This is a genomic window from Streptomyces bluensis (assembly GCF_014650715.1).
GTDB lineage: Bacteria > Actinomycetota > Actinomycetes > Streptomycetales > Streptomycetaceae > Streptomyces > Streptomyces bluensis.
The window spans coordinates 1-18,023 of the sequence record NZ_BMVM01000013.1; the positions used below are offsets into that span (position 1 = coordinate 1).

An 18,023-nucleotide genomic window follows, 5' to 3' on the forward strand; every position below is an offset into this window, starting at 1 on the left:
ACCAGCGCGAGGTCTTCCAGCGGGCCGGCATGTGGCTCACCGCCGGCGAGTGGGGCGGACCCAAGGACGGCGAGACCGTCCAGAAGCGCCTCATCCGCTACCGGACCGTGGGCGACATGTCCTGCACGGGCGCCGTCGACTCCGACGCGACCACGCTGGACGCCGTGATCGCCGAGATCGCCGCCTCCCGGCTCACCGAGCGGGGCGCGACCCGCGCCGACGACAAGCTGTCCGAGGCCGCGATGGAAGACCGCAAGCGCGAGGGGTACTTCTAGTCATGACCAGCACGATCAGCGCGATCGACCCGACCGGCCCGGTCGGTGCCACCATCGACACGCTGCGGTTCGCCACCGCCGGGTCGGTCGACGACGGCAAGTCCACCCTCGTCGGGCGGCTGCTGTACGACTCCAAGTCGGTCCTCGCCGACCAGTTGGAGGCCGTCGAGCACGCCTCCCGCAACCGCGGCCAGGACGCCCCGGACCTGGCCCTCCTCACCGACGGTCTGCGGGCCGAGCGGGAGCAGGGCATCACCATCGACGTGGCGTACCGCTACTTCGCCACGCCCCGCCGCCGGTTCATCCTCGCCGACACCCCCGGCCACGTGCAGTACACCCGCAACATGGTCACCGGCGCCTCCACCGCCGAACTCACAGTCATCCTCGTCGACGCCCGCAACGGCGTCGTCGAGCAGACCCGCCGCCACGCCGCCATCGCCGCACTCCTGCGCGTCCCCCACGTGGTCCTGGCCGTCAACAAGATGGACCTCGTCGGGTACGAGGAGCGGGAGTTCGACCGTATCGTCCAGGACTTCGCGGGTTACGCGGAGGAGCTGGGCCTGCCCGGCTTCACTCCGATCCCGGTGTCGGCGCTCGTGGGTGACAACGTGGTGGAACCGTCGGCGCACATGGACTGGTACGCGGGTCCGGCGCTGCTGGAGTTCCTGGAGAGCGTCCCGGTGGGCGCGGAGAGCGCCGACGCCCCGGCGCGCTTCCCCGTCCAGTATGTGATCCGGCACGACGACGTCAGGTACTACGCGGGCCAGTTGGTGTCCGGCTCGCTGCGGGTGGGCGACCGGGTGACGGTCCAGCCGTCGGGCGAGACCTCGGAGATCACCGGCATCGACGTGCTCGGCACCGAGGTGGAGACGGCGTACGCGCCGCAGTCCATCACCGTGCGCCTGGCCGACCAGCGGGACGTCTCGCGCGGCGACATGATCACAGCCGGCGCGGACGCGCCCACGCTGACGCAGGATGTGCGGGCCGCCGCCTGCCACCTGGCCGAACGGCCGCTGCGGGTCGGCGACCGGGTGCTGGTCCGGCACACCACACGGACCGTGAAGGCGATCGTGAAGGACCTGGGTGGCGCGACGGAGCTGTCCGCGAACGACCTGGGCCGGATCACCCTGCGCACGGCCGAGCCGCTGGCGCTGGACGACTACGCGGACGTACGCCGCACGGGCGCGTTCATCCTCGTCGACCCGGCGGACGGCGCGACGCTGACGGCGGGGATGGCCGACCTGTCGTAGGCCTCACCTCGCACCTTGGGTGCCCTCAACTCCCTAGTTGCAGCCGGGGTTTGGGGGCATCCGTACGTCCCGTCCGAGGTGGCCTGCTGCCGGCGCGGTAGGGCGCGGGCCAGCTCACCCCCGGCCCCTGGTAACCCTGCTCGGCGGCGGCGTGGAGGGTCCAGTTCGGGTCGTAGAGGTGGGGGCGTGCCAGGGCGCACAGGTCCGTACGCCCGGCGAGGATCAGGGAGTTGACGTCGTCCCAGGAGGAGATCGCGCCCACGGCGATCACCGGGACGCCCACCTCGTGGCGGATGCGGTCGGCGAACGGCGTCTGGTACGAGCGGCCGTACTCGGGGTGTTCGTCCGCGACCACCTGCCCGGTGGACACATCGACGGCGTCGGCGCCGTGCGCGGCGAAGGCCCGCGCGATCTCCACGGCGTCCTCGGCGGTCGTGCCGCCGTCGGCCCAGTCCGTCGCGGAGATACGGACGGTCATCGGCCGTTCCTCCGGCCACACCGACCGCACCGCGTCGAACACCTCCAGCGGGAAGCGGAGCCTGCGGTCGAGGGAGCCGCCGTAGCGGTCGGTGCGGCGGTTGGTCAGGGGCGAGAGGAAGCCCGACAGCAGGTAGCCGTGGGCGCAGTGGAGTTCGAGCAGATCGAATCCGCAGCGGGCGGCGCGCCCGGCAGCCGATGAGAACTCCTCACGGATGTCGGTGAGTTGGGCGCGCGTCAGCTCGCGCGGGGTCTGGTTCCGCGGTGTGTACGGGAGCGGGGAGGCGGCCACGAGGGGCCAGTTGCCCGCCTCCAGGGGCTCGTCGATGCCCTCCCACATCAGTTTGGTCGAGCCCTTGCGGCCGGAGTGGCCGAGCTGGACGCCGATGGCGGTGCCCGGTGCCTGGGCGTGCACGAACCGTACGACGCGGCGCCATGCCTCGGCCTGCCGGGGCGTCCACAGCCCGGCGCAGCCCGGAGTGATCCGCCCCCGCGGACTCACGCACACCATCTCCGTCATCAGCAGGCCCGCCCCGCCGAGGGCCCGCGCGCCGAGGTGGACGAGGTGGAAGTCACCGGGGACGCCGTCCACCGCCGAGTACATGTCCATGGGCGAGACGACGACGCGGTTGCGCAGGGTGAGGCCGCGCAGCCGGAACGGGGTGAACATGGGGGGTGTGCCGGGCGGGCAGCCGAACGCGCGCTCCACGTTCCCGGTGAAGCGGGGGTCGCGCAGCCGGAGGTTGTCGTGGGTGACGCGGCGGCTGCGGGTGAGGAGGTTGAAGGCGAACTGGCGGGAGGGCTGGTCGAGGTAGAGCCCGAGGTTCTCGAACCACTCCAGGCTGGCCCGCGCCGCGCGCTGGGTGGAGGCGACGACGGGGCGCCGTTCGGCCTCGTAGGCGGTGAGGGCGTCGGCCAGGGAGGGCTGTTCCTCCAGGCAGGCGGCGAGGGCGAGGGCGTCCTCGACGGCGAGCTTGGTGCCGGAGCCGATGGAGAAGTGCGCGGTGTGCGCGGCGTCGCCCAGCAGGACCAGGTTGCCGTGCGACCAGTGCTCGTTGACGACGGTGCGGAAGGTGGTCCACGTGGACTTGTTGGACCTGAGCGGCCGTCCGCCGAGCGCGTCCGCGAAGATCTTCGCGCAGCGCTCGACCGACTCCCGCTCGTCCGCGTCCGCGAACCCGGCCGCGCGCCACACCTCCTCGCGCATCTCGACGATGACGGTGGAGGCGTCGGCCTCGTACGGGTAGGCGTGGAGCTGCATCACGCCGTGCTCGGTCTCGGCGATCTCGAAGCGGAAGGAGTCGAAGGCGAAGTCGGCGGCGAGCCAGATGTAGCGGCAGCGGTGTTCGGTGACGGCGGGCCGGAAGGCTTCCGCGTACGCCTCGCGGGTGGCGCTGTGGACGCCGTCGGCGGCGATGACCAGGTCGTACGTCTCCGCGAGCCTGGCCGGACAGGGCGCCTCGGTGGTGAAGCGCAGGTCGACGCCGAGCGAGTGGCAGCGTTCGTGCAGGATCTCCAGGAGCCGCTTCCGGCCGAGGGCGGCGAAGCCGTGGCCGCCGGAGGTGTGCCGTATGCCCCGGTGAACGATGTCGATGTCGTCCCAGCGTACGAACTCGGCCCGCATCGCCTCGTGGACGGCCGGGTCGGCGTGCTCGATCCCGCCGAGCGTCTCGTCGGAGAGGACCACGCCGAAGCCGAAGGTGTCGTCGGGCGCGTTGCGCTCCCAGACGGTGATCTCGCGGGACGGGTCGAGGCGTTTCAGCAGTGCCGCCGCGTACAGACCTCCGGGACCGCCTCCGGTGACCGCGACCCTCATGCCGTCACCGCCCCCGCCACTTCGGCGGGCGCTTCTCGGTGAACGCGGCGTGGAACTCCGCGTAGTCCTCGCCGTGCATCAGCAGGGCCTGGGTCGAGGCGTCCAGTTCGACGGAGGCGGCGAGCGGCATGTCGAGTTCGGCGGTGAGCAGCGCCTTCGTCTGGGCGTAGGCGAGGGCCGGGCCCTCGGCCAGGCGGCGGGCCAGCGCGTGGGCGGCCTCGTCGGCGCGGCCCTCTTCGGTCAGCTCGCTGATCAGCCCGATCCGCTCGGCCTCGGGCGCCCGTACCGGCTCGCCGAGCATCAGCAGCCGGGTCGCGTGCCCGAGCCCGACGACGCGGGGCAGCAGATACGCGGCGCCCATGTCACCGCCGGACAGCCCCACGCGCGTGAACAGGAAGGCGAACCGGGCCGTGGGATCCGCCACCCGGAAGTCGGCGGCCAGCGCCAGCACGGCTCCGGCGCCCGCGGCCACCCCGTGCACGGCGGCGATCACCGGGAAGGGGCACTCCCGTAGGGCGCGTACGACCTGCCCGGTCATCCGGTTGAAGTCGAGGAGCCGGGCCGTGTCCATGGAGAGGGTCGCGCCGATGATCTCGTCGACGTCGCCGCCGGAGCAGAATCCGCGGCCCTGCCCGGCCAGTACCAGGGCGCGTACCGACCTCTCGCGGGACAGTTCGGCGAGCAGGTCGCGCAGGTCGGCGTAGGCGCCGAAGGTGAGCGCGTTGAGTTTCTCGGGGCGGGCGAGGGTGATCGTGGCGACGCCGTCGGCGACCGTGCACCGCAGATGGTGCCAGTCGGAGGTGCGGGCGACGGAGCCGGTGAAGGGACTCATGAGGGGCGGCCTCCTCCGACGGGAACGGGCCTACGCCTCGAAGTTATCACCGTTGCGTGACTGTCGTCACGATAGCGCGATACACACGGGACACCCGGGCGGTCACGAACGGGTACAGATCCTCCGTAACTCGGTCACGATTCCTCGACAGGCCGGTAACGGCGGGCGTACTCGGGCGCGCCGGGGCGTTGACGGGGGTAGGCCGCCCGGCAACGGGGCCGGCGGCCCCGTACGGCGCCCGCCGGGGGACGCTGCCGGAGCGCGCCGTAGCATGCAGCAAGTTGAAAGCAGGACTTCCTGCTCCATGAACGGACCCGCCTTGTACGAACGCCCTGCTCCCGCCTCGTGGCGCGTCGCGCTGCCGCACACCGTCGCGGCCGTGCCCGTCGCCCGGGCGCTCGTCCGCACGGCGCTGGCCGGGCTAGAACACACGGCCGACAGCGACACCGCGGAGCTGCTCACCGCGGAGCTGGTCGCGAACGCCGTGGAGCACGCGGCGGGGAACGGGCCGATAGAGCTGGTCGTGGAGCTGTTGCCGACCGGCTGCCGGGTCGAGGTCCACGACCCGGACCCGGCACCGCCGGGCGATCTCACCCACCCGCACCGCGCCGTGCCCGACCCCTGGCAGGAGCACGGGCGCGGACTGCTCCTCATCCGCACCCTCAGCTCGTCCTGCGGCCACCGCCCCACCGAGTCGGGCAAGGCGGTGTGGTTCCGCCTGCCGCTGACACCCCACCGGCGGCTGGTCTAGTACCCCGGCAGGCATGGGGACCGCGCTAGGCCCTGTCGGCAAACTCCCGCCTGCCGCCGCGAGGCCCGCCCTTCGGGCGGACGACGGGAGTGTGACGACAGGACCTAGCGGGCGAGTGTCGCCACGAGGACCGCCTTGATCGTGTGGAGGCGGTTCTCCGCCTCGTCGAAGACGACGGAGTGGGACGACTCGAAGACCTCGTCCGTGACCTCCAGGGACTCCAGGCCGTACGCCTCATGGATCTCGCGGCCGACCTTGGTGCCGAGGTCGTGGAAGGCGGGCAGGCAGTGGAGGAACCTGACGTCGGGGTTGCCGGTCGCGCGGAGCACGTCCATGGTCACGGCGTACGGGGCGAGCGCGCCGATCCGCTCGCTCCACACCTCCTTGGGCTCCCCCATGGACACCCACACGTCGGTCGCCACGAAGTCCGCCCCCAGCACGCCCTCGGCGATGTCCTCGGTGAGCGTGATGCGGGCGCCGCTCGCCTCGGCGAGCTTGCGGGCGTCGCGGACGACGTCCTCGGCGGGCCAGTAGGCCTCGGGCGCGACGATCCGGACGTCCATGCCGAGGAGCGCCCCGGTGACCAGGTAGGAGTTGCCCATGTTGAAGCGGGCGTCGCCGAGGTAGGCGAACGCGATCTCCGTCAGCGGCTTGTCGCAGTGCTCGACCATGGTCAGCACGTCGGCGAGCATCTGGGTGGGGTGCCAGTCGTCGGTGAGGCCGTTGTAGACGGGCACGCCCGCGTATGCGGCCAGCTCCTCCACGGCGGCCTGGCTGTCGCCGCGGAACTCGATGGCGTCGAACATCCGGCCGAGCACCCGGGCGGTGTCGCGCACGGACTCCTTGTGGCCGATCTGCGAGCCGGACGGGTCGAGGTACGTCGTCGACGCACCCTGGTCCGCGGCCGCGACCTCGAACGCGCACCGCGTACGCGTCGACGTCTTCTCAAAGATCAGCGCGATGTTCCGTCCCCTCAGGTACTGCACCTCGGTCCCGGCCTTCTTGGCCGCCTTGAGCTCGGCGGCCAGCTCGATCAGCCCACGGAACTCCACCTCGGTGAAGTCGAGCTCCTTGAGGAAGTGCCGCCCGGCGAGGGCGGTCGGGACGGTCGCCATGAGGGCTCCTGGGTACGGGGACTTGCTGCTGGACAGCGGACGGATCTGGAAGTCTATACGACAACCCACATTTCTATACAGAACCAGAGTGCGCCCTGCTCACACCGCCCCTCTCTCCACAGGACAGCTCATACACCGAGGCCCGCCCCGCCCCCGCCCCAGCTCGCTCCCGGGAATCTCGATCACCTCGATCCCCTGCTTCCGCAGATGTGTGTTCGTCGTCGCGTTCCGTTCGTACGCCACGACCACCCCCGGCTCCACCGCGAGGACATTGCACCCGTCGTCCCACTGTTCCCGCTCAGCCGCGTGCACATCCTGCGTCGCGGTCAGCACCCGGATCTCGCTCAGCCCGAGCGCCGCGGCGATCGCACGGTGCATGTGCTCCGGAGGATGGTCCGTGACCTTGAGTTCCTTGTCACCGACGCCCGGTTCGATGGTGTACGAGCGGAGCATGCCGAGCCCCGCGTACTGCGTGAAGACGTCACCGTCGACCATGGTCATCACGGTGTCGAGGTGCATGAGGGCGCGCCGCTTGGGCATGTCGAGCGCCACGATCGTCTCCGCCGAGCCCGCGGCGAACAGCTTGTGCGCGAGCATCTCGACGGCCTGGGGCGTCGTCCGCTCGCTCATACCGATGAGCACGGCACCGTTGCCGATGACAAGGACGTCCCCGCCCTCGATGGTGGACGGGTAGTCGGCCTGTCCCTCCGACCAGAGGTGGAACGTCTCGTCACGGAAGAGGGGGTGGTGCCGGTAGATCGCCTCGAAGTGCACGGTCTCGCGCTGGCGCGCGGGCCAGCGCATGGCGTTGATGGAGACCCCGTCGTAGATCCAGGCGGAGGTGTCGCGCGTGAAGAGGTGGTTGGGGAGCGGGCCGAGCAGGAAGTCGTCGAGGTCCATGACGTGGAAGCGCACGGAGGCCGGCTCCGCGTGCGCCTCCAGGAACTCCCGCTTGGTCATCCCGCCGACCAGGGCCTCGGCCAGCTCGGGCGTGGGCAGGGAGTCGAACGCGGCCCGCAGGTGGTCCGTGGCGAGCGGCCCGTACTCCTTCTCGTCGAAGACCCGGTCCAGGACGAGCGCCCGCGCCTCCGGGATCCCCAGGGCGTCGGTGAGCAGGTCGCCGAAGAGGTGGACGATGACCCCACGGTCACGGAGCACGTCCGCGAACCCGTCGTGCTCGGCACGCGCCCGGCGCACCCACAGGACGTCGTCGAAGAGGAGGGCGTCCTTGTTGCTCGGGGTGAGCCTTTTGAGCTCTAGGTCCGGCCGGTGCAGGATGACGCGGCGCAGCCGCCCGGCCTCGGAGTCGACATGGAATCCCATGTCTCCATCCTGACCATTCGGGCGAGTGTTCACCCGCCCGAATGGCCGGATCGCGCCGTTACGGCTCTCAACGACCACGGGGGCACCCCTCACAGCCGTGGGTCCACCGGCTCCGACTCCAGCGCCAGCACCCCGAACACCGCCTCGTGCACACGCCACAGCGGCTCGCCCTCCGCCAGCCGGTCCAGGGCCTCCAGGCCCAGCGCGTACTCACGGACGGCCAGGGACCGCTTGTGGCCCAGGAAGCGGTGGCGGAGACGGGCCAGGTTGTCGGGGCGGGTGTACTCGGGGCCGTAGATGATCCGCAGGTACTCGCGGCCACGGCACTTGATGCCCGGCTGGACGAGACGGCCCCGCGCGTCGCGCACCACCGCCCCGGCGGGCTTGACCACCATGCCCTCGCCCCCGCGCCCGGTCATCTCCAGCCACCAGTCGATCCCGGCCCGTACCGACTCCGCGTCACCCGTGTCCACGAAGAGACGCCGGGTCGTCTGCAGCAGGCCGCTGCCGTCGTGCTCGACGAGACGGTCGATCAGGGACAGCTGCTCGTCGTGGGGCAGGGCCGTGAGGCTGCGGCCCCGGACCGCGAGGATCTGGAAGGGCGCCAGGCGCACGCCCTCCAGGCCCTCGGTCGGCCAGCAGTAGCGCCGGTATGCCTCGGTGAACGCCGCCGCGTCCGCGGCCCGGTCCCGCTGCCTCGACAGCAGGTCGCCCACGTCCACACCCCGCGCCGCCGCACCCTCCAGCGCGGCCAGGGCACCCGGGAACGCCGCCCCGGAGGCGGCGCCGACCGCGGCGTACTGCGTCCGCAGCAACCCGGACGCCTTCAGCGACCACGGCATCAGTTCGGCGTCGAGCAGGAGCCAGTCCGTCTCCAGTTCGTCCCAGAGGCCGGCCTCGTCCGCGGACCGCCGCACCCGGGCGAGGACCTCCTCCGTCATCGCCTCGTCGTCGAAGAAGGGGCGCCCGGTGCGCGTGTACAGCGAGCCCGTGGGGCCGCCGGTCACACCGAAGCGCTCATCCGCGGCCGCCGCGTCCCGGCACACCAGCGCCACCGCCCGCGAACCCATGTGCTTCTCCTCGCACACGACCCGCGCGACCCCGTCCGCCGCGTACTGCGCGAAGGCCTCGGCCGGGTGCTCCAAGTAGCCCTCGATGCGGGAGGTGGCCGTGGGGGCCATCGTCGGGGGCAGGTATGGGAGCAGGCGCGGGTCCACGGCGAAACGGCTCATGACCTCCAGGGCCGCCGCCGCGTTCTCCTCGCGGACCGTGATCCGTCCCGCGTGACGGGTCTCCACGGTCCTGCGGCCGTGCACGTCCGCCAGGTCCAGCGGTCGTCCCTCGTGCCCGCCGGGCGCCTCGCTGGCGAGCGGCTTCGTGGGCTCGTACCAGACGCGTTCGGCCGGTACGTCGACGAGTTCCCGCTCCGGCCAGCGCAGTGCGGTGAGTTTGCCACCGAAGACGGCGCCCGTGTCGAGGCAGATGGTGTTGTTGAGCCAGGTGGCCTGCGGAACCGGTGTGTGGCCGTACACGACCGCGGCGCGGCCCCGGTAGTCCTCCGCCCACGGGTAGCGCACCGGCAGGCCGAACTCGTCGGTCTCACCGGTCGTGTCGCCGTACAGGGCGTGCGAGCGCACCCGGCCCGAGGTGCGGCCGTGGTACTTCTCGGGCAGGCCCGCGTGGCAGACGACGAGCCGGCCGCCGTCGAGGACGTAGTGGCTGACCAGGCCGTCGACGAACTCCCGTACCTGTGTGCGGAACGCGTCGTCCTCCCTCTCCAGCTGCTCGACGGTCTCGGCGAGTCCGTGGGTGTGCTGGACCTTGCGGCCCTTCAGCCAGCGGCCCAGCTTGTTCTCGTGGTTGCCGGGTACGCAGAGCGCGTCGCCCGACGCGACCATGGACATCACGCGCCGCAGGACACCCGGGGTGTCCGGGCCGCGGTCGACGAGGTCGCCGACGAAGACCGCGGTACGGCCGTCCGGATGCGCGCCGTCGACGTAGCCCAGCTTTCCCAGCAGCGCCTCCAGTTCGGACGAGCAGCCGTGGATGTCGCCGATGATGTCGAACGGGCCGGTGAGGTGGGTGAGGTCGTTGAAGCGCTTCTCCGTGACGACGGTCGCGTTCTCCACCGCCTCCACGCCCCGCAGGACGTGCACCTTGCGGAAGCCCTCGCGCTCCAGATGCCGCAGGGAGCGGCGGAGTTCGCGGGTGTGGCGCTGGATCACCCGGCGTGGCATGTCCGCCCGGTCGGTGCGGCCCGCGTTGCGCTCGGCGCACACCTCCTCGGGGACGTCGAGGACGATCGCGATGGGCAGGACGTCGTACTTCTTGGCGAGGTCGACGAGCTGACGGCGGCTCTCCTGCTGCACGCTCGTCGCGTCGACGACCGTGCGCCGGCCGGCCGCGAGCCGCTTGCCGGCGATGTAGTGGAGTACGTCGAACGCGTCCCGGCTGGCGCTCTGGTCGTTCTCGTCGTCGGCGACGAGGCCGCGGCAGAAGTCCGACGAGATCACCTCGGTCGGCTGGAAGTGCCTGCGGGCGAAGGTCGACTTGCCGGACCCGGACGCGCCGATCAGCACCACGAGAGAGAGGTCGGTGACGGGCAGGGTGCGCCCCTGCACGTCTTCGGTCCGCTCCTGGGTCTGTGTCATGCCGCTTTCGCCTCCTTCTCGTTCGTGGTCCTCGTCGTGGCTGTGTCCGTGGCCGTGTCCGTGGCTGTGTTCAGGGAGAACACGGCCATCTGGGTGGGTGGGCCCACCTCGGGGTCGTCGGGGCCGACGGGTACGAACTCCACGGCGTACCCGTGCCGTTCGGCCACCGCGTCCGCCCACCCCCGGAACTCGGCGCGCGTCCACTCGAAGCGGTGATCGCCGTGGCGGACGTGCCCGGCCGGGAGGCTCTCCCAGCGGACGTTGTACTCGACGTTCGGCGTGGTCACGAGCACGGTGCGGGGTCGTGCGGAGCCGAACACCGCGTATTCCAGGGCAGGCAGCCGCGGGGGGTCGAGGTGCTCGACGACCTCGCTGAGCACGGCGGCGTCGTATCCCCGCAGCCGCTTGTCGGTGTACGCGAGCGAGCCCTGGAAGAGCCTGACGCGCGAGGCCTGCCGCTCCCCCATGCGGTCCAGCTTCAGCCGGCGCGAGGCGATGGTGAGGGCGCGCACGGACACGTCGACGCCGACGATCTCGGTGAACCGCGGGTCCTTGAGCAGCGCCTGTACCAACTGGCCCTGTCCACAGCCGAGATCGAGCACGCGCGCGGCCCCGGCGGACCGCAGCGCCGCGATGATCGCGTCCCTGCGCTGCACGGCGAGCGGAGTCGGTTTCTCCTCCGTCTCGTGCTCCGCCTCGACCGCGTTGTCGATCTCCTCGACCTCGCTGTCGTCCGTCTCGGCCAGGCGTACGAGCTCCAGCCGCTCCATCGCCTGGCGCGTCAGCGACCAGCGGCGCGAGAGGTAGCGGCTGGTGATCAGCTTGTGCTCCGGGTGGCCGGGCAGCCAGCCCTCACCGGCCCGCAGCAGCTTGTCCACCTCGTCGGGCGCCACCCAGTAGTGCTTGGCGTCGTCGAGGACGGGGAGGAGGACGTACAGGTGACGGAGGGCCTCGGCCAGGGTCCGCTCCTCCGACTCCAGCACGAGGCGTACGTAGCGGGAGTCGCCCCACTCGGGGAACCCGGTGTCCAGCGGCACCGCGTCCACGGTCACCGTCCAGCCGAGCGGCTCGAAGAGCCCACGGACCAGGTCGGGTCCGCCCCGGGCGGGCAGCGCCGGTATCTCGATACGCAACGGGCGGACGGCGCCCGGGAGTTCGGGCCGGGCGCGGCAGGTGCCCTTCATCGCGCTGGAGAACACGCTACTCAGCGCGACGGCGAGCAGGGAGGAGGCCGCGTAGGGGCGGTCGTTCACGTACTGGGCCAGCGCCGCGTCGGGGGCGCCGCCCCGGCCCTTGCCCTTGCCGCGCCGGACCAGTGCCACGGCATCGACCTCCAGCAGCAGTGCGACCGTGCAGCGCTCGGCGCTCGCCTCGGGGTAGAGGACGTGGGCCGTGCCGTAGGAGGTGGAGAACGCCTGCGCGTTGTCGGGGTGCTTGTGCAGCAGGAAACCGAGATCGGTCGCCGGGCGCTCCGGTGTGCCGGTGGTGCTGATCGTCAGGAACACTGTGGTGACACCTCGAAATACCTTCTGAGCCGCGAATCGTCATCGTGCCCTGCGACGCCATGCACAACGGGTGCACATCTACGGAGGGTTGACAGATCTGGCCACGGGAGCGCCGCTTCTTCGGCGCGCCCGGACAACGTACAGCGAGCGACCACCGATGCTCTCAAGATTTTTTACTCACCCGCGCTCACTCGGCGGCGCCTCCGCCGGCCGTCCCGCGCGGGTGCGCGGGACGGCCGGCGTGGTCACGTGGTGGCGGGTGCCGGGCCGACCAGTTCCGTCAGGACGTCCTCCATCGTCACGAAGCCGAGGACCGCGCCGGTCTGGCCGGTGACCGCGGCGAGATGGCTGCCGTCGGCGCGCAGGGTGGTGAGGGTGTCGTCCAGCGGGGTGTCGATGCGGACCCGGGTGACCGGGTGGAACGCGCCGCGCGGGAACGGCTGGTCGCGTTCGGTGACGCCGAGGGTGTCCTTGATGTGCAGGTAGCCCATCAGGGTTCCGTCGGGGCCGGTGACGGGGAAGCGGGAGTAGCCCGCCTCGGCCGCGATCCGTTCCAGTTCGGCCGGGGTGACCGTGTGCCCGACGGTGCGCATCGTGCCGGCGGGGACGAGGATCTCGCCGACCGGGCGTGTGCCCAGTTCCAGCGCGTCCCGCAGCCGTTCGCCGTCGGCGGGTGACAGCAGTCCGGCCTCGCTGGAGTCCACGACCATGCGCGCCAGCTGGTCGTCGGTGAAGACCGCCTCGACCTCGTCCTTCGGCTCCACCCGCAGCAGCCTCAGCAGCGCGTTGGCGAAGGCGTTGATGCCGAACACGACCGGCCTGAGCGCCTGGGTGAGGGCGATCAGGGGCGGGCCGAGCAGCAGTGCGGTGGGCACGGGGGCGGCGAGGGCGATGTTCTTCGGGATCATCTCGCCGATCAGCATGTGCAGGTACGTCGCCGCGGTGAGCGCGATGACGAACGCGATCGGGTGCACCAGCCCGTCCGGGACACGGGCCGCCTCGAAGGCGGGCTCCAGCAGGTGCGCGATGGCCGGTTCGGCGACCGCGCCGAGCACCAGCGAGGAGACGGTGATGCCGAGCTGGGCGGTGGCCATGACCGCGGAGAGGTGTTCCAGGCCCCACAGGGTCATGCGGGCCCGTTTGTCGCCCTCCTTCGCCCGCGGCTCGATCTGGCTGCGCCGCACGGAGATCAGGGCGAACTCGCCGCCCACGAAGAACGCGTTCGTGAGCAGGGTCAGGGCACCGATGGCAAGCTGCAGAACGGTCATCGGGCCACCTCCGGCTGCCGCTCCCGGCTCTGCGGGGAAGCGGGTGCGGTGATCCGGACGCGGTCGGCCCGGTGGTGGTCGACGTCGAGGACGTCCAGCTGCCAGCCGTCGAGTTCGAGGACGTCGCCCTTGACGGGGATGCGTGCCAGACGGGTGGCGATCAGGCCGGCCACGGTCTCGTACGGACCCTCCGGTGCCGTGAGCCCTATCTCGGTGAGCTGGTCGATACGGACGGAGCCGTCGGCCTCCCAGACGCCTCGGCCGTCGCCCGTCGTGGGGGCGGGCAGCAGGTCGGGCACCTCGACGGGGTCGTGCTCGTCGCGCACCTCGCCGACGACCTCCTCGACGATGTCCTCCACGGTGGCCACGCCCGCCGTGCCGCCGTACTCGTCGATGACCACGGCCATCGTGCGGGTCGCCCGCAGCCGCTCCAGGAGCCGGTCGGCGGTCAGGCTGTCCGGGACCCGCAGCGGCTCCGTGGCCAGCTCGGTCACGGGTGTGAGCTGCCGTTTCCCGGGCGGCAGGGCGAGGACGTCGCGGATGTGGACGGAGCCGATGACCTCGTCCAGGCTGTCGCGGTAGACCGGGAAGCGGGACAGGCCGGTGGCGTACGCCAGGTTCGCCGCGTCAGCCGCCGTGGCGTGGGCTTCCAGCGCCCGGACGTCGACCCGCGGCGTCATCACGTTCTCGGCCGTGAGCTCACTGAGGTGCAGGGTGCGTACGAAGAGCTCGGCGGAGTCCGCTTCCAGCGCGCCCTCGGCGGCCGAGTGCCGGGCCAGCGCGACCAGTTCCTCGGGGCCGCGGGCGGAGGCCAGTTCCTCGGCGGGTTCCAGGCCGAAGCGGCGTACGAAACGGTTCGCGGTGTTGTTCAGGTGCCGGATGAACGGCCCGAAGGTCGCCGTGAAACCGCGCTGCGGGGCCGCGACCACCTTGGCGACGGCCAGCGGCCGGGAGATCGCCCAGTTCTTGGGCACCAGCTCACCCACCACCATCAGGACGACGGTGGAGAGGGCCACGCCCAGCACGGTGGCCACGGAGGAGGCGGCACCACCGAGGCCGGCCGCCTGGAGCGGGCCGCGCAGCAGCACCGCGAGCGACGGCTCGGCGAGCATACCGATCACCAGCGAGGTGACCGTGATGCCGAGTTGGGCGCCGGACAGCTGGACCGTCAGACGGCGTACGGCCTTCAGCGCGCCCTCGGCGCCGCGCTCACCGGCCTCCGCGGCGCGTTCCAGCTCACCGCGCTCGACGGTGGTCAGGGAGAACTCCGCGGCGACGAACACGGCGCAGGCCAGTGTGAGGAGAAGGGCCACCAGGAGCAGCAGGACCTCGGTCACCGCGCCACCCCCGTTCCCTCACTCACAGGCAGCGTGGGCTGCGGGCGGGGCATGCGGGGCATGGCACAGCTGGTACTGGGAGGCTCACCCATGGTGGGACCGTGGCTCCTTCGCGATTCGGCGGGTCGGGTCGACCCTGGGATGGGGAGAGTGTCGGCACTCTCCCCACATGGTAAAGGGAGAGCAAAGCACTGTGGGCAAGCCCGTGGCTGCCCCTGCAATGCGGCAGTTTTCGGACTTTTCCAAGTCGAGGTCCGGGACCTACCCGTCGGCGAGCCCGCCCACGCCTATGCTTCTACACGCTTGTAGCGAACGGCCGGACGCTTCCGGTTGTTCCCTGTGCCGCGACCTTTCCGGACCGTCTTTCCGCATGACCTTTCCGCACCACCCGTCCGGACCACGGCACACCCCGACAGGACAGACGCACGTAAGGAGTGGACGCCGCGATGGTGTTCAAACGGCTGCTCGGCTCGCTCGGCGTGGGCGGCCCCACGGTCGACACGGTCCTCAACCCCGGCGCGGCCCGGCCCGGCGGCGGGCTGACCGGCCAGGTCCACCTCAAGGGCGGTGACGCCGACTTCGACATCGAGCACATCACCCTGGAGCTGGTGGCGCGGGTCGAGGCCGAGCACGAGGACGGCGAGAGCGAGGGCGTCGTCACCTTCGAGCGCTTCACCGTCGCGGGTGGCTTCCGCCTCGCCGCGGGACAGCACCACAGCCTCCCGTTCACGGTGACGCTGCCGTGGGAGACCCCGATCACCGAGCTGTACGGCCAGCCCCTGGGCATCGTGCTCGGCGTCCGCACCGAACTGGCCGTGGCCGGCGCCAAGGACAAGGGGGACCTCGACCAGCTGGCCGTGGGCCCGCTGCCCGCCCAGGAAGCCGTCCTCGAAGCGCTCGGCCAGCTCGGCTTCGGCTTCAGGTCCGCCGACCTGGAGTACGGGCACATCGGCGGCACCGGCCAGCAACTGCCCTTCTACCAGGAGATCGAGCTCACCCCCTCCCCGCAGTACGCCCACCAGATCAACGAGATCGAGGTGACCTTCCTCGCCCACCCGGCCGGGATGGACATCGTCCTGGAGGCCGACAAACGAGGCGGCCTGTTCAGCCAGGGCCACGACGCGCTCACCCGTTTCACCGTCTCCCACGACACGGTCGCCCACCAGGACTGGAACACCCTGGTCGACGGCTGGATCCGCCGGCTCGTCGACCACCGGGCGTCGTACGCCTCCCACGCCCCGTACGGGCACCAGGACCCCTACGGGCACGGGCACGGCCAAGGCCACGGGCACGACGAGCACCACCACGACGGCCACCGCTCCGGCCCCGGCATGGGCACCGTCGTCGCCGCCGGTGCCGCCGGACTGGCCGTCGGTGTCGTCGGCGGCATGGTCGCCGCCGAAGTCGTCGACGAGGTCGGCGACTTCTTCGAAGGTGACGACGAGGACAGCTGACCGCGGGACCACCGGCACATCGGTGAAGGACTCGCACGCAGGGGGCGGAGAGACCCGGTTCTCCGCCCCCTGCTGGTAACTTCTACATCAATGTAGAAGATCGGGGCCGGGTCTGCACCGGCCCGGCCCCGGTCTGCACTCACCCCGAGACACGTAACGGAGCCGGCATGGCCCTGTGGGACCGCATCAAGGAATCCGCGTCGACAATGCAGACGCAGCTCATGGCGAAGAAGAACGACCTCAAGAGCGGCGCCTTCCGCGACGCCAGCATGGCCATGTGCGCCCTCGTCGCAGCCGCCGACGGCACCATCGACCCCGCCGAACGCCAACGCGTCGCCCAGCTCATCGCCACCAACGAAGTCCTCCAGAACTTCGACGCCATGGACCTGCGGCGCCGCTTCGAGGACAACCTCGACAAGCTCACCGCCGACTTCGACTTCGGCAAGGTCAGCGTCCTGCAGGAAATCGCCAAGGCCAAGAAGAAGCCCGCCGAAGCCCGCGCGGTCATCCAGATCGGCATCGTCATCGGCGGCGCCGACGGCGACTTCGACAAGACCGAACAAGCCATCGTCCGCGAGGCCTGCTTCACCCTCGACCTGCCGCCCCACGAATTCGACCTCTGACCACCTCACACATCCGTTCTCTGACCTCCCCACGACACTCGTGCCGGGCCGCCCACCACAACGGCCCGGCACCCATTCGGCGTGATGTCGGGGGTGACATCAGCCCATGTGGGCGGTATGCAATGCCTGTGTGGTGTGTCGTATGCGTGCGTATGTGCGTCAGGGGGAGTGGGCCGCGGCATGAGGGCGATCGTCGTGGGGGCGGGCATCGGGGGGCTGTCGGCGACACTGTGCCTGCGCCGCGCCGGCCATGAGGTCACCCTGGTCGAGCAGGCTCCGCGGTTCACCGAGATCGGGGCCGGGATCCAGCTCGCGCCCAACGCCACGCGCGTACTGCGCCGGCTGGACGTGCTCGACGCGGTCGCCGCACAGGCCACCCGTCCCTCTCACTGGGGCTTCCGCACCTGGTCCAACGGGGCCGAGATCTGCCGCTACACGCTGGGCCACGCGGCCGAGGACGCGTTCGGGGCGCCCTACCTACAGGTCCACCGGGCCGATCTGCACCATGCCCTGGCCTCCGCGGTGCCGCCCCGGTCGGTGCGTCTGGACACCACTGTCGTGGGCATCGACCAGGACGACGAGTCCGTCTGCGTGACGACGGCGCGCGGCGAGCGCCTGGGCGCGGACCTCGTCGTGGCCGCGGACGGGGTGCGGTCCGCGGCCCGCCAGTGGCTCTTCGGTGCGGAGGAGGCGGTCTTCTCGAAGACCGTCGCCTATCGGGCCCTGCTCCCGGCCGACGAGGTGGCCGATCTGGACCTGCCGGACTTCGCCATCTGGCTCGGACCGGGCCGGCACTTCGTCCACTACTGGGTGCGTCGCGGGGAACTGCTCAACATCGTGGCCGTGGTCGGCGCGGAGGCCGCGCAGGAGTCGTGGACCGCTCAGGCGGAGCCGGGAGAGCAGGTGCGCGAGTTCGGCGGGTGGGACTCGCGGGTGCTCAGACTCCTGGAACGCGCGGGCCGCGTGTTCCGCTACGGCATCTACACGCGCGCCCCGCTCGCACGGTGGAACATCGGACGGGTGACGCTCCTCGGCGACAGCGCCCACGCGATGGTGCCGTTCCAGGCCCAGGGCGCGGCGCAGGCGATGCTGGACGCGGCCGTGCTCGGCGACGTCCTCACCGGTGCGACGCCGGCCGGGGTGCCCGACGCGCTCGACCGGTACGTACGCCGGCGGCTCGCGACCGCCACGAGCATCCAGGCCAGTTCCGCGCGGGCGGGCCACGACTACCACCTGCCGGACGGGCCCGAGGCCCTGGCGCGGAACGCCCGCATGGCGGCCTACGCGGCCCAGCACGGCTTCCTCCCCCAAGCGACGGCCTGGGCCGACGACTGACACCCCGACGC

At 71.4% G+C, this 18,023-nt stretch carries 13 protein-coding genes and 1 pseudogene; 6 read left to right on the forward strand and 8 right to left on the reverse strand.

Going from position 1 to position 18,023, the window contains the following annotated elements:
• Both IE262_RS27510 and IE262_RS27515 read left to right on the forward strand, forming a co-directional pair.
• Positions 1–275, forward strand: a pseudogene (locus IE262_RS27510) (sulfate adenylyltransferase subunit CysD); the annotation flags it as partial.
• A 2-nt stretch (positions 276–277) separates the two neighbouring features.
• Positions 278–1,525, forward strand: a complete 1,248-nt coding sequence (locus tag IE262_RS27515; protein WP_189877475.1) for a sulfate adenylyltransferase subunit 1 — start codon at positions 278–280, stop codon at positions 1,523–1,525.
• 25 nt (positions 1,526–1,550) lie between these two features.
• On the opposite strand, the gene IE262_RS27520 is transcribed toward IE262_RS27515, so the two are convergent.
• Together IE262_RS27520 and IE262_RS27525 are read right to left on the reverse strand one after the other, a co-directional pair.
• Positions 1,551–3,818, reverse strand: a complete 2,268-nt coding sequence (locus tag IE262_RS27520) for a bifunctional salicylyl-CoA 5-hydroxylase/oxidoreductase (protein ID WP_189877477.1) — start codon at positions 3,816–3,818, stop codon at positions 1,551–1,553.
• A 4-nt stretch (positions 3,819–3,822) separates the two neighbouring features.
• Complete coding sequence (locus tag IE262_RS27525; protein ID WP_134040640.1) at positions 3,823–4,650, reverse strand: enoyl-CoA hydratase family protein; 828 nt, start codon at positions 4,648–4,650, stop codon at positions 3,823–3,825.
• Positions 4,651–4,954: 304 nt separating this feature from the next.
• On the opposite strand from IE262_RS27525, the gene IE262_RS27530 reads away from it, so the two are divergent.
• The gene (locus tag IE262_RS27530; protein ID WP_134040639.1) at positions 4,955–5,401 is read left to right on the forward strand and encodes an ATP-binding protein; all 447 of its coding nucleotides are present in this window, start codon (positions 4,955–4,957) and stop codon (positions 5,399–5,401) included.
• Positions 5,402–5,505: 104 nt separating this feature from the next.
• On the opposite strand, the gene argF is transcribed toward IE262_RS27530, so the two are convergent.
• The 6 genes from argF to IE262_RS27560 form a co-directional block, all read right to left on the reverse strand.
• Complete coding sequence (gene argF / locus IE262_RS27535; protein WP_189877479.1) at positions 5,506–6,516, reverse strand: ornithine carbamoyltransferase; 1,011 nt, start codon at positions 6,514–6,516, stop codon at positions 5,506–5,508.
• Positions 6,517–6,615: 99 nt separating this feature from the next.
• Entirely contained in the window at positions 6,616–7,839 is a 1,224-nt protein-coding gene (locus tag IE262_RS27540; RefSeq protein ID WP_189877481.1) for an arginine deiminase, read from the reverse strand.
• Between the two features lie 89 nt (positions 7,840–7,928).
• Positions 7,929–10,490, reverse strand: a complete 2,562-nt coding sequence (locus IE262_RS27545; RefSeq protein ID WP_189877483.1) for a polynucleotide kinase-phosphatase — start codon at positions 10,488–10,490, stop codon at positions 7,929–7,931.
• Complete coding sequence (locus tag IE262_RS27550) at positions 10,487–11,995, reverse strand: 3' terminal RNA ribose 2'-O-methyltransferase Hen1 (protein ID WP_189877485.1); 1,509 nt, start codon at positions 11,993–11,995, stop codon at positions 10,487–10,489. The genes IE262_RS27545 and IE262_RS27550 overlap by 4 nt, the downstream gene beginning before the upstream one ends.
• Before the next feature lie 245 nt (positions 11,996–12,240).
• The gene (locus IE262_RS27555; protein ID WP_134040634.1) at positions 12,241–13,263 is read right to left on the reverse strand and encodes a hemolysin family protein; all 1,023 of its coding nucleotides are present in this window, start codon (positions 13,261–13,263) and stop codon (positions 12,241–12,243) included.
• Positions 13,260–14,600 carry a hemolysin family protein gene (locus tag IE262_RS27560; protein ID WP_189877487.1) on the reverse strand — a complete coding sequence of 447 codons (1,341 nt, stop codon included), beginning with the start codon at positions 14,598–14,600 and terminating at the stop codon, positions 13,260–13,262. Before IE262_RS27560 ends, IE262_RS27555 begins: the two co-directional genes overlap by 4 nt.
• Before the next feature lie 446 nt (positions 14,601–15,046).
• Between IE262_RS27560 and IE262_RS27565 the strand changes: the two genes are divergently transcribed.
• The 3 genes from IE262_RS27565 to IE262_RS27575 all read left to right on the forward strand — a co-directional run bounded on the left by IE262_RS27565 (position 15,047) and on the right by IE262_RS27575 (position 18,012).
• A complete protein-coding gene (locus IE262_RS27565; protein ID WP_189877488.1) occupies positions 15,047–16,054 on the forward strand; it encodes a sporulation protein in 1,008 nt (335 codons plus the stop codon).
• A 167-nt stretch (positions 16,055–16,221) separates the two neighbouring features.
• Positions 16,222–16,677, forward strand: a complete 456-nt coding sequence (locus IE262_RS27570; RefSeq protein WP_134040631.1) for a tellurite resistance TerB family protein — start codon at positions 16,222–16,224, stop codon at positions 16,675–16,677.
• 180 nt (positions 16,678–16,857) lie between these two features.
• The gene (locus IE262_RS27575) at positions 16,858–18,012 is read left to right on the forward strand and encodes an FAD-dependent monooxygenase (RefSeq protein WP_189877489.1); all 1,155 of its coding nucleotides are present in this window, start codon (positions 16,858–16,860) and stop codon (positions 18,010–18,012) included.
• The last annotated feature ends 11 nt before the right edge of the window (positions 18,013–18,023 follow it).

Coding starts and splice junctions, on each gene's coding strand:
- IE262_RS27515 (WP_189877475.1), top strand. CDS start 278: ATGACCAGCACGATCAGCGCGATCGACCCGACCGGCCCGGTCGGTGCC.
- IE262_RS27520 (WP_189877477.1), bottom strand. CDS start 3,818: ATGAGGGTCGCGGTCACCGGAGGCGGTCCCGGAGGTCTGTACGCGGCG.
- IE262_RS27525 (WP_134040640.1), bottom strand. CDS start 4,650: ATGAGTCCCTTCACCGGCTCCGTCGCCCGCACCTCCGACTGGCACCAT.
- IE262_RS27530 (WP_134040639.1), top strand. CDS start 4,955: ATGAACGGACCCGCCTTGTACGAACGCCCTGCTCCCGCCTCGTGGCGC.
- argF (WP_189877479.1), bottom strand. CDS start 6,516: ATGGCGACCGTCCCGACCGCCCTCGCCGGGCGGCACTTCCTCAAGGAG.
- IE262_RS27540 (WP_189877481.1), bottom strand. CDS start 7,839: ATGGGATTCCATGTCGACTCCGAGGCCGGGCGGCTGCGCCGCGTCATC.
- IE262_RS27545 (WP_189877483.1), bottom strand. CDS start 10,490: ATGACACAGACCCAGGAGCGGACCGAAGACGTGCAGGGGCGCACCCTG.
- IE262_RS27555 (WP_134040634.1), bottom strand. CDS start 13,263: ATGACCGTTCTGCAGCTTGCCATCGGTGCCCTGACCCTGCTCACGAAC.
- IE262_RS27565 (WP_189877488.1), top strand. CDS start 15,047: ATGGTGTTCAAACGGCTGCTCGGCTCGCTCGGCGTGGGCGGCCCCACG.
- IE262_RS27570 (WP_134040631.1), top strand. CDS start 16,222: ATGGCCCTGTGGGACCGCATCAAGGAATCCGCGTCGACAATGCAGACG.
- IE262_RS27575 (WP_189877489.1), top strand. CDS start 16,858: ATGAGGGCGATCGTCGTGGGGGCGGGCATCGGGGGGCTGTCGGCGACA.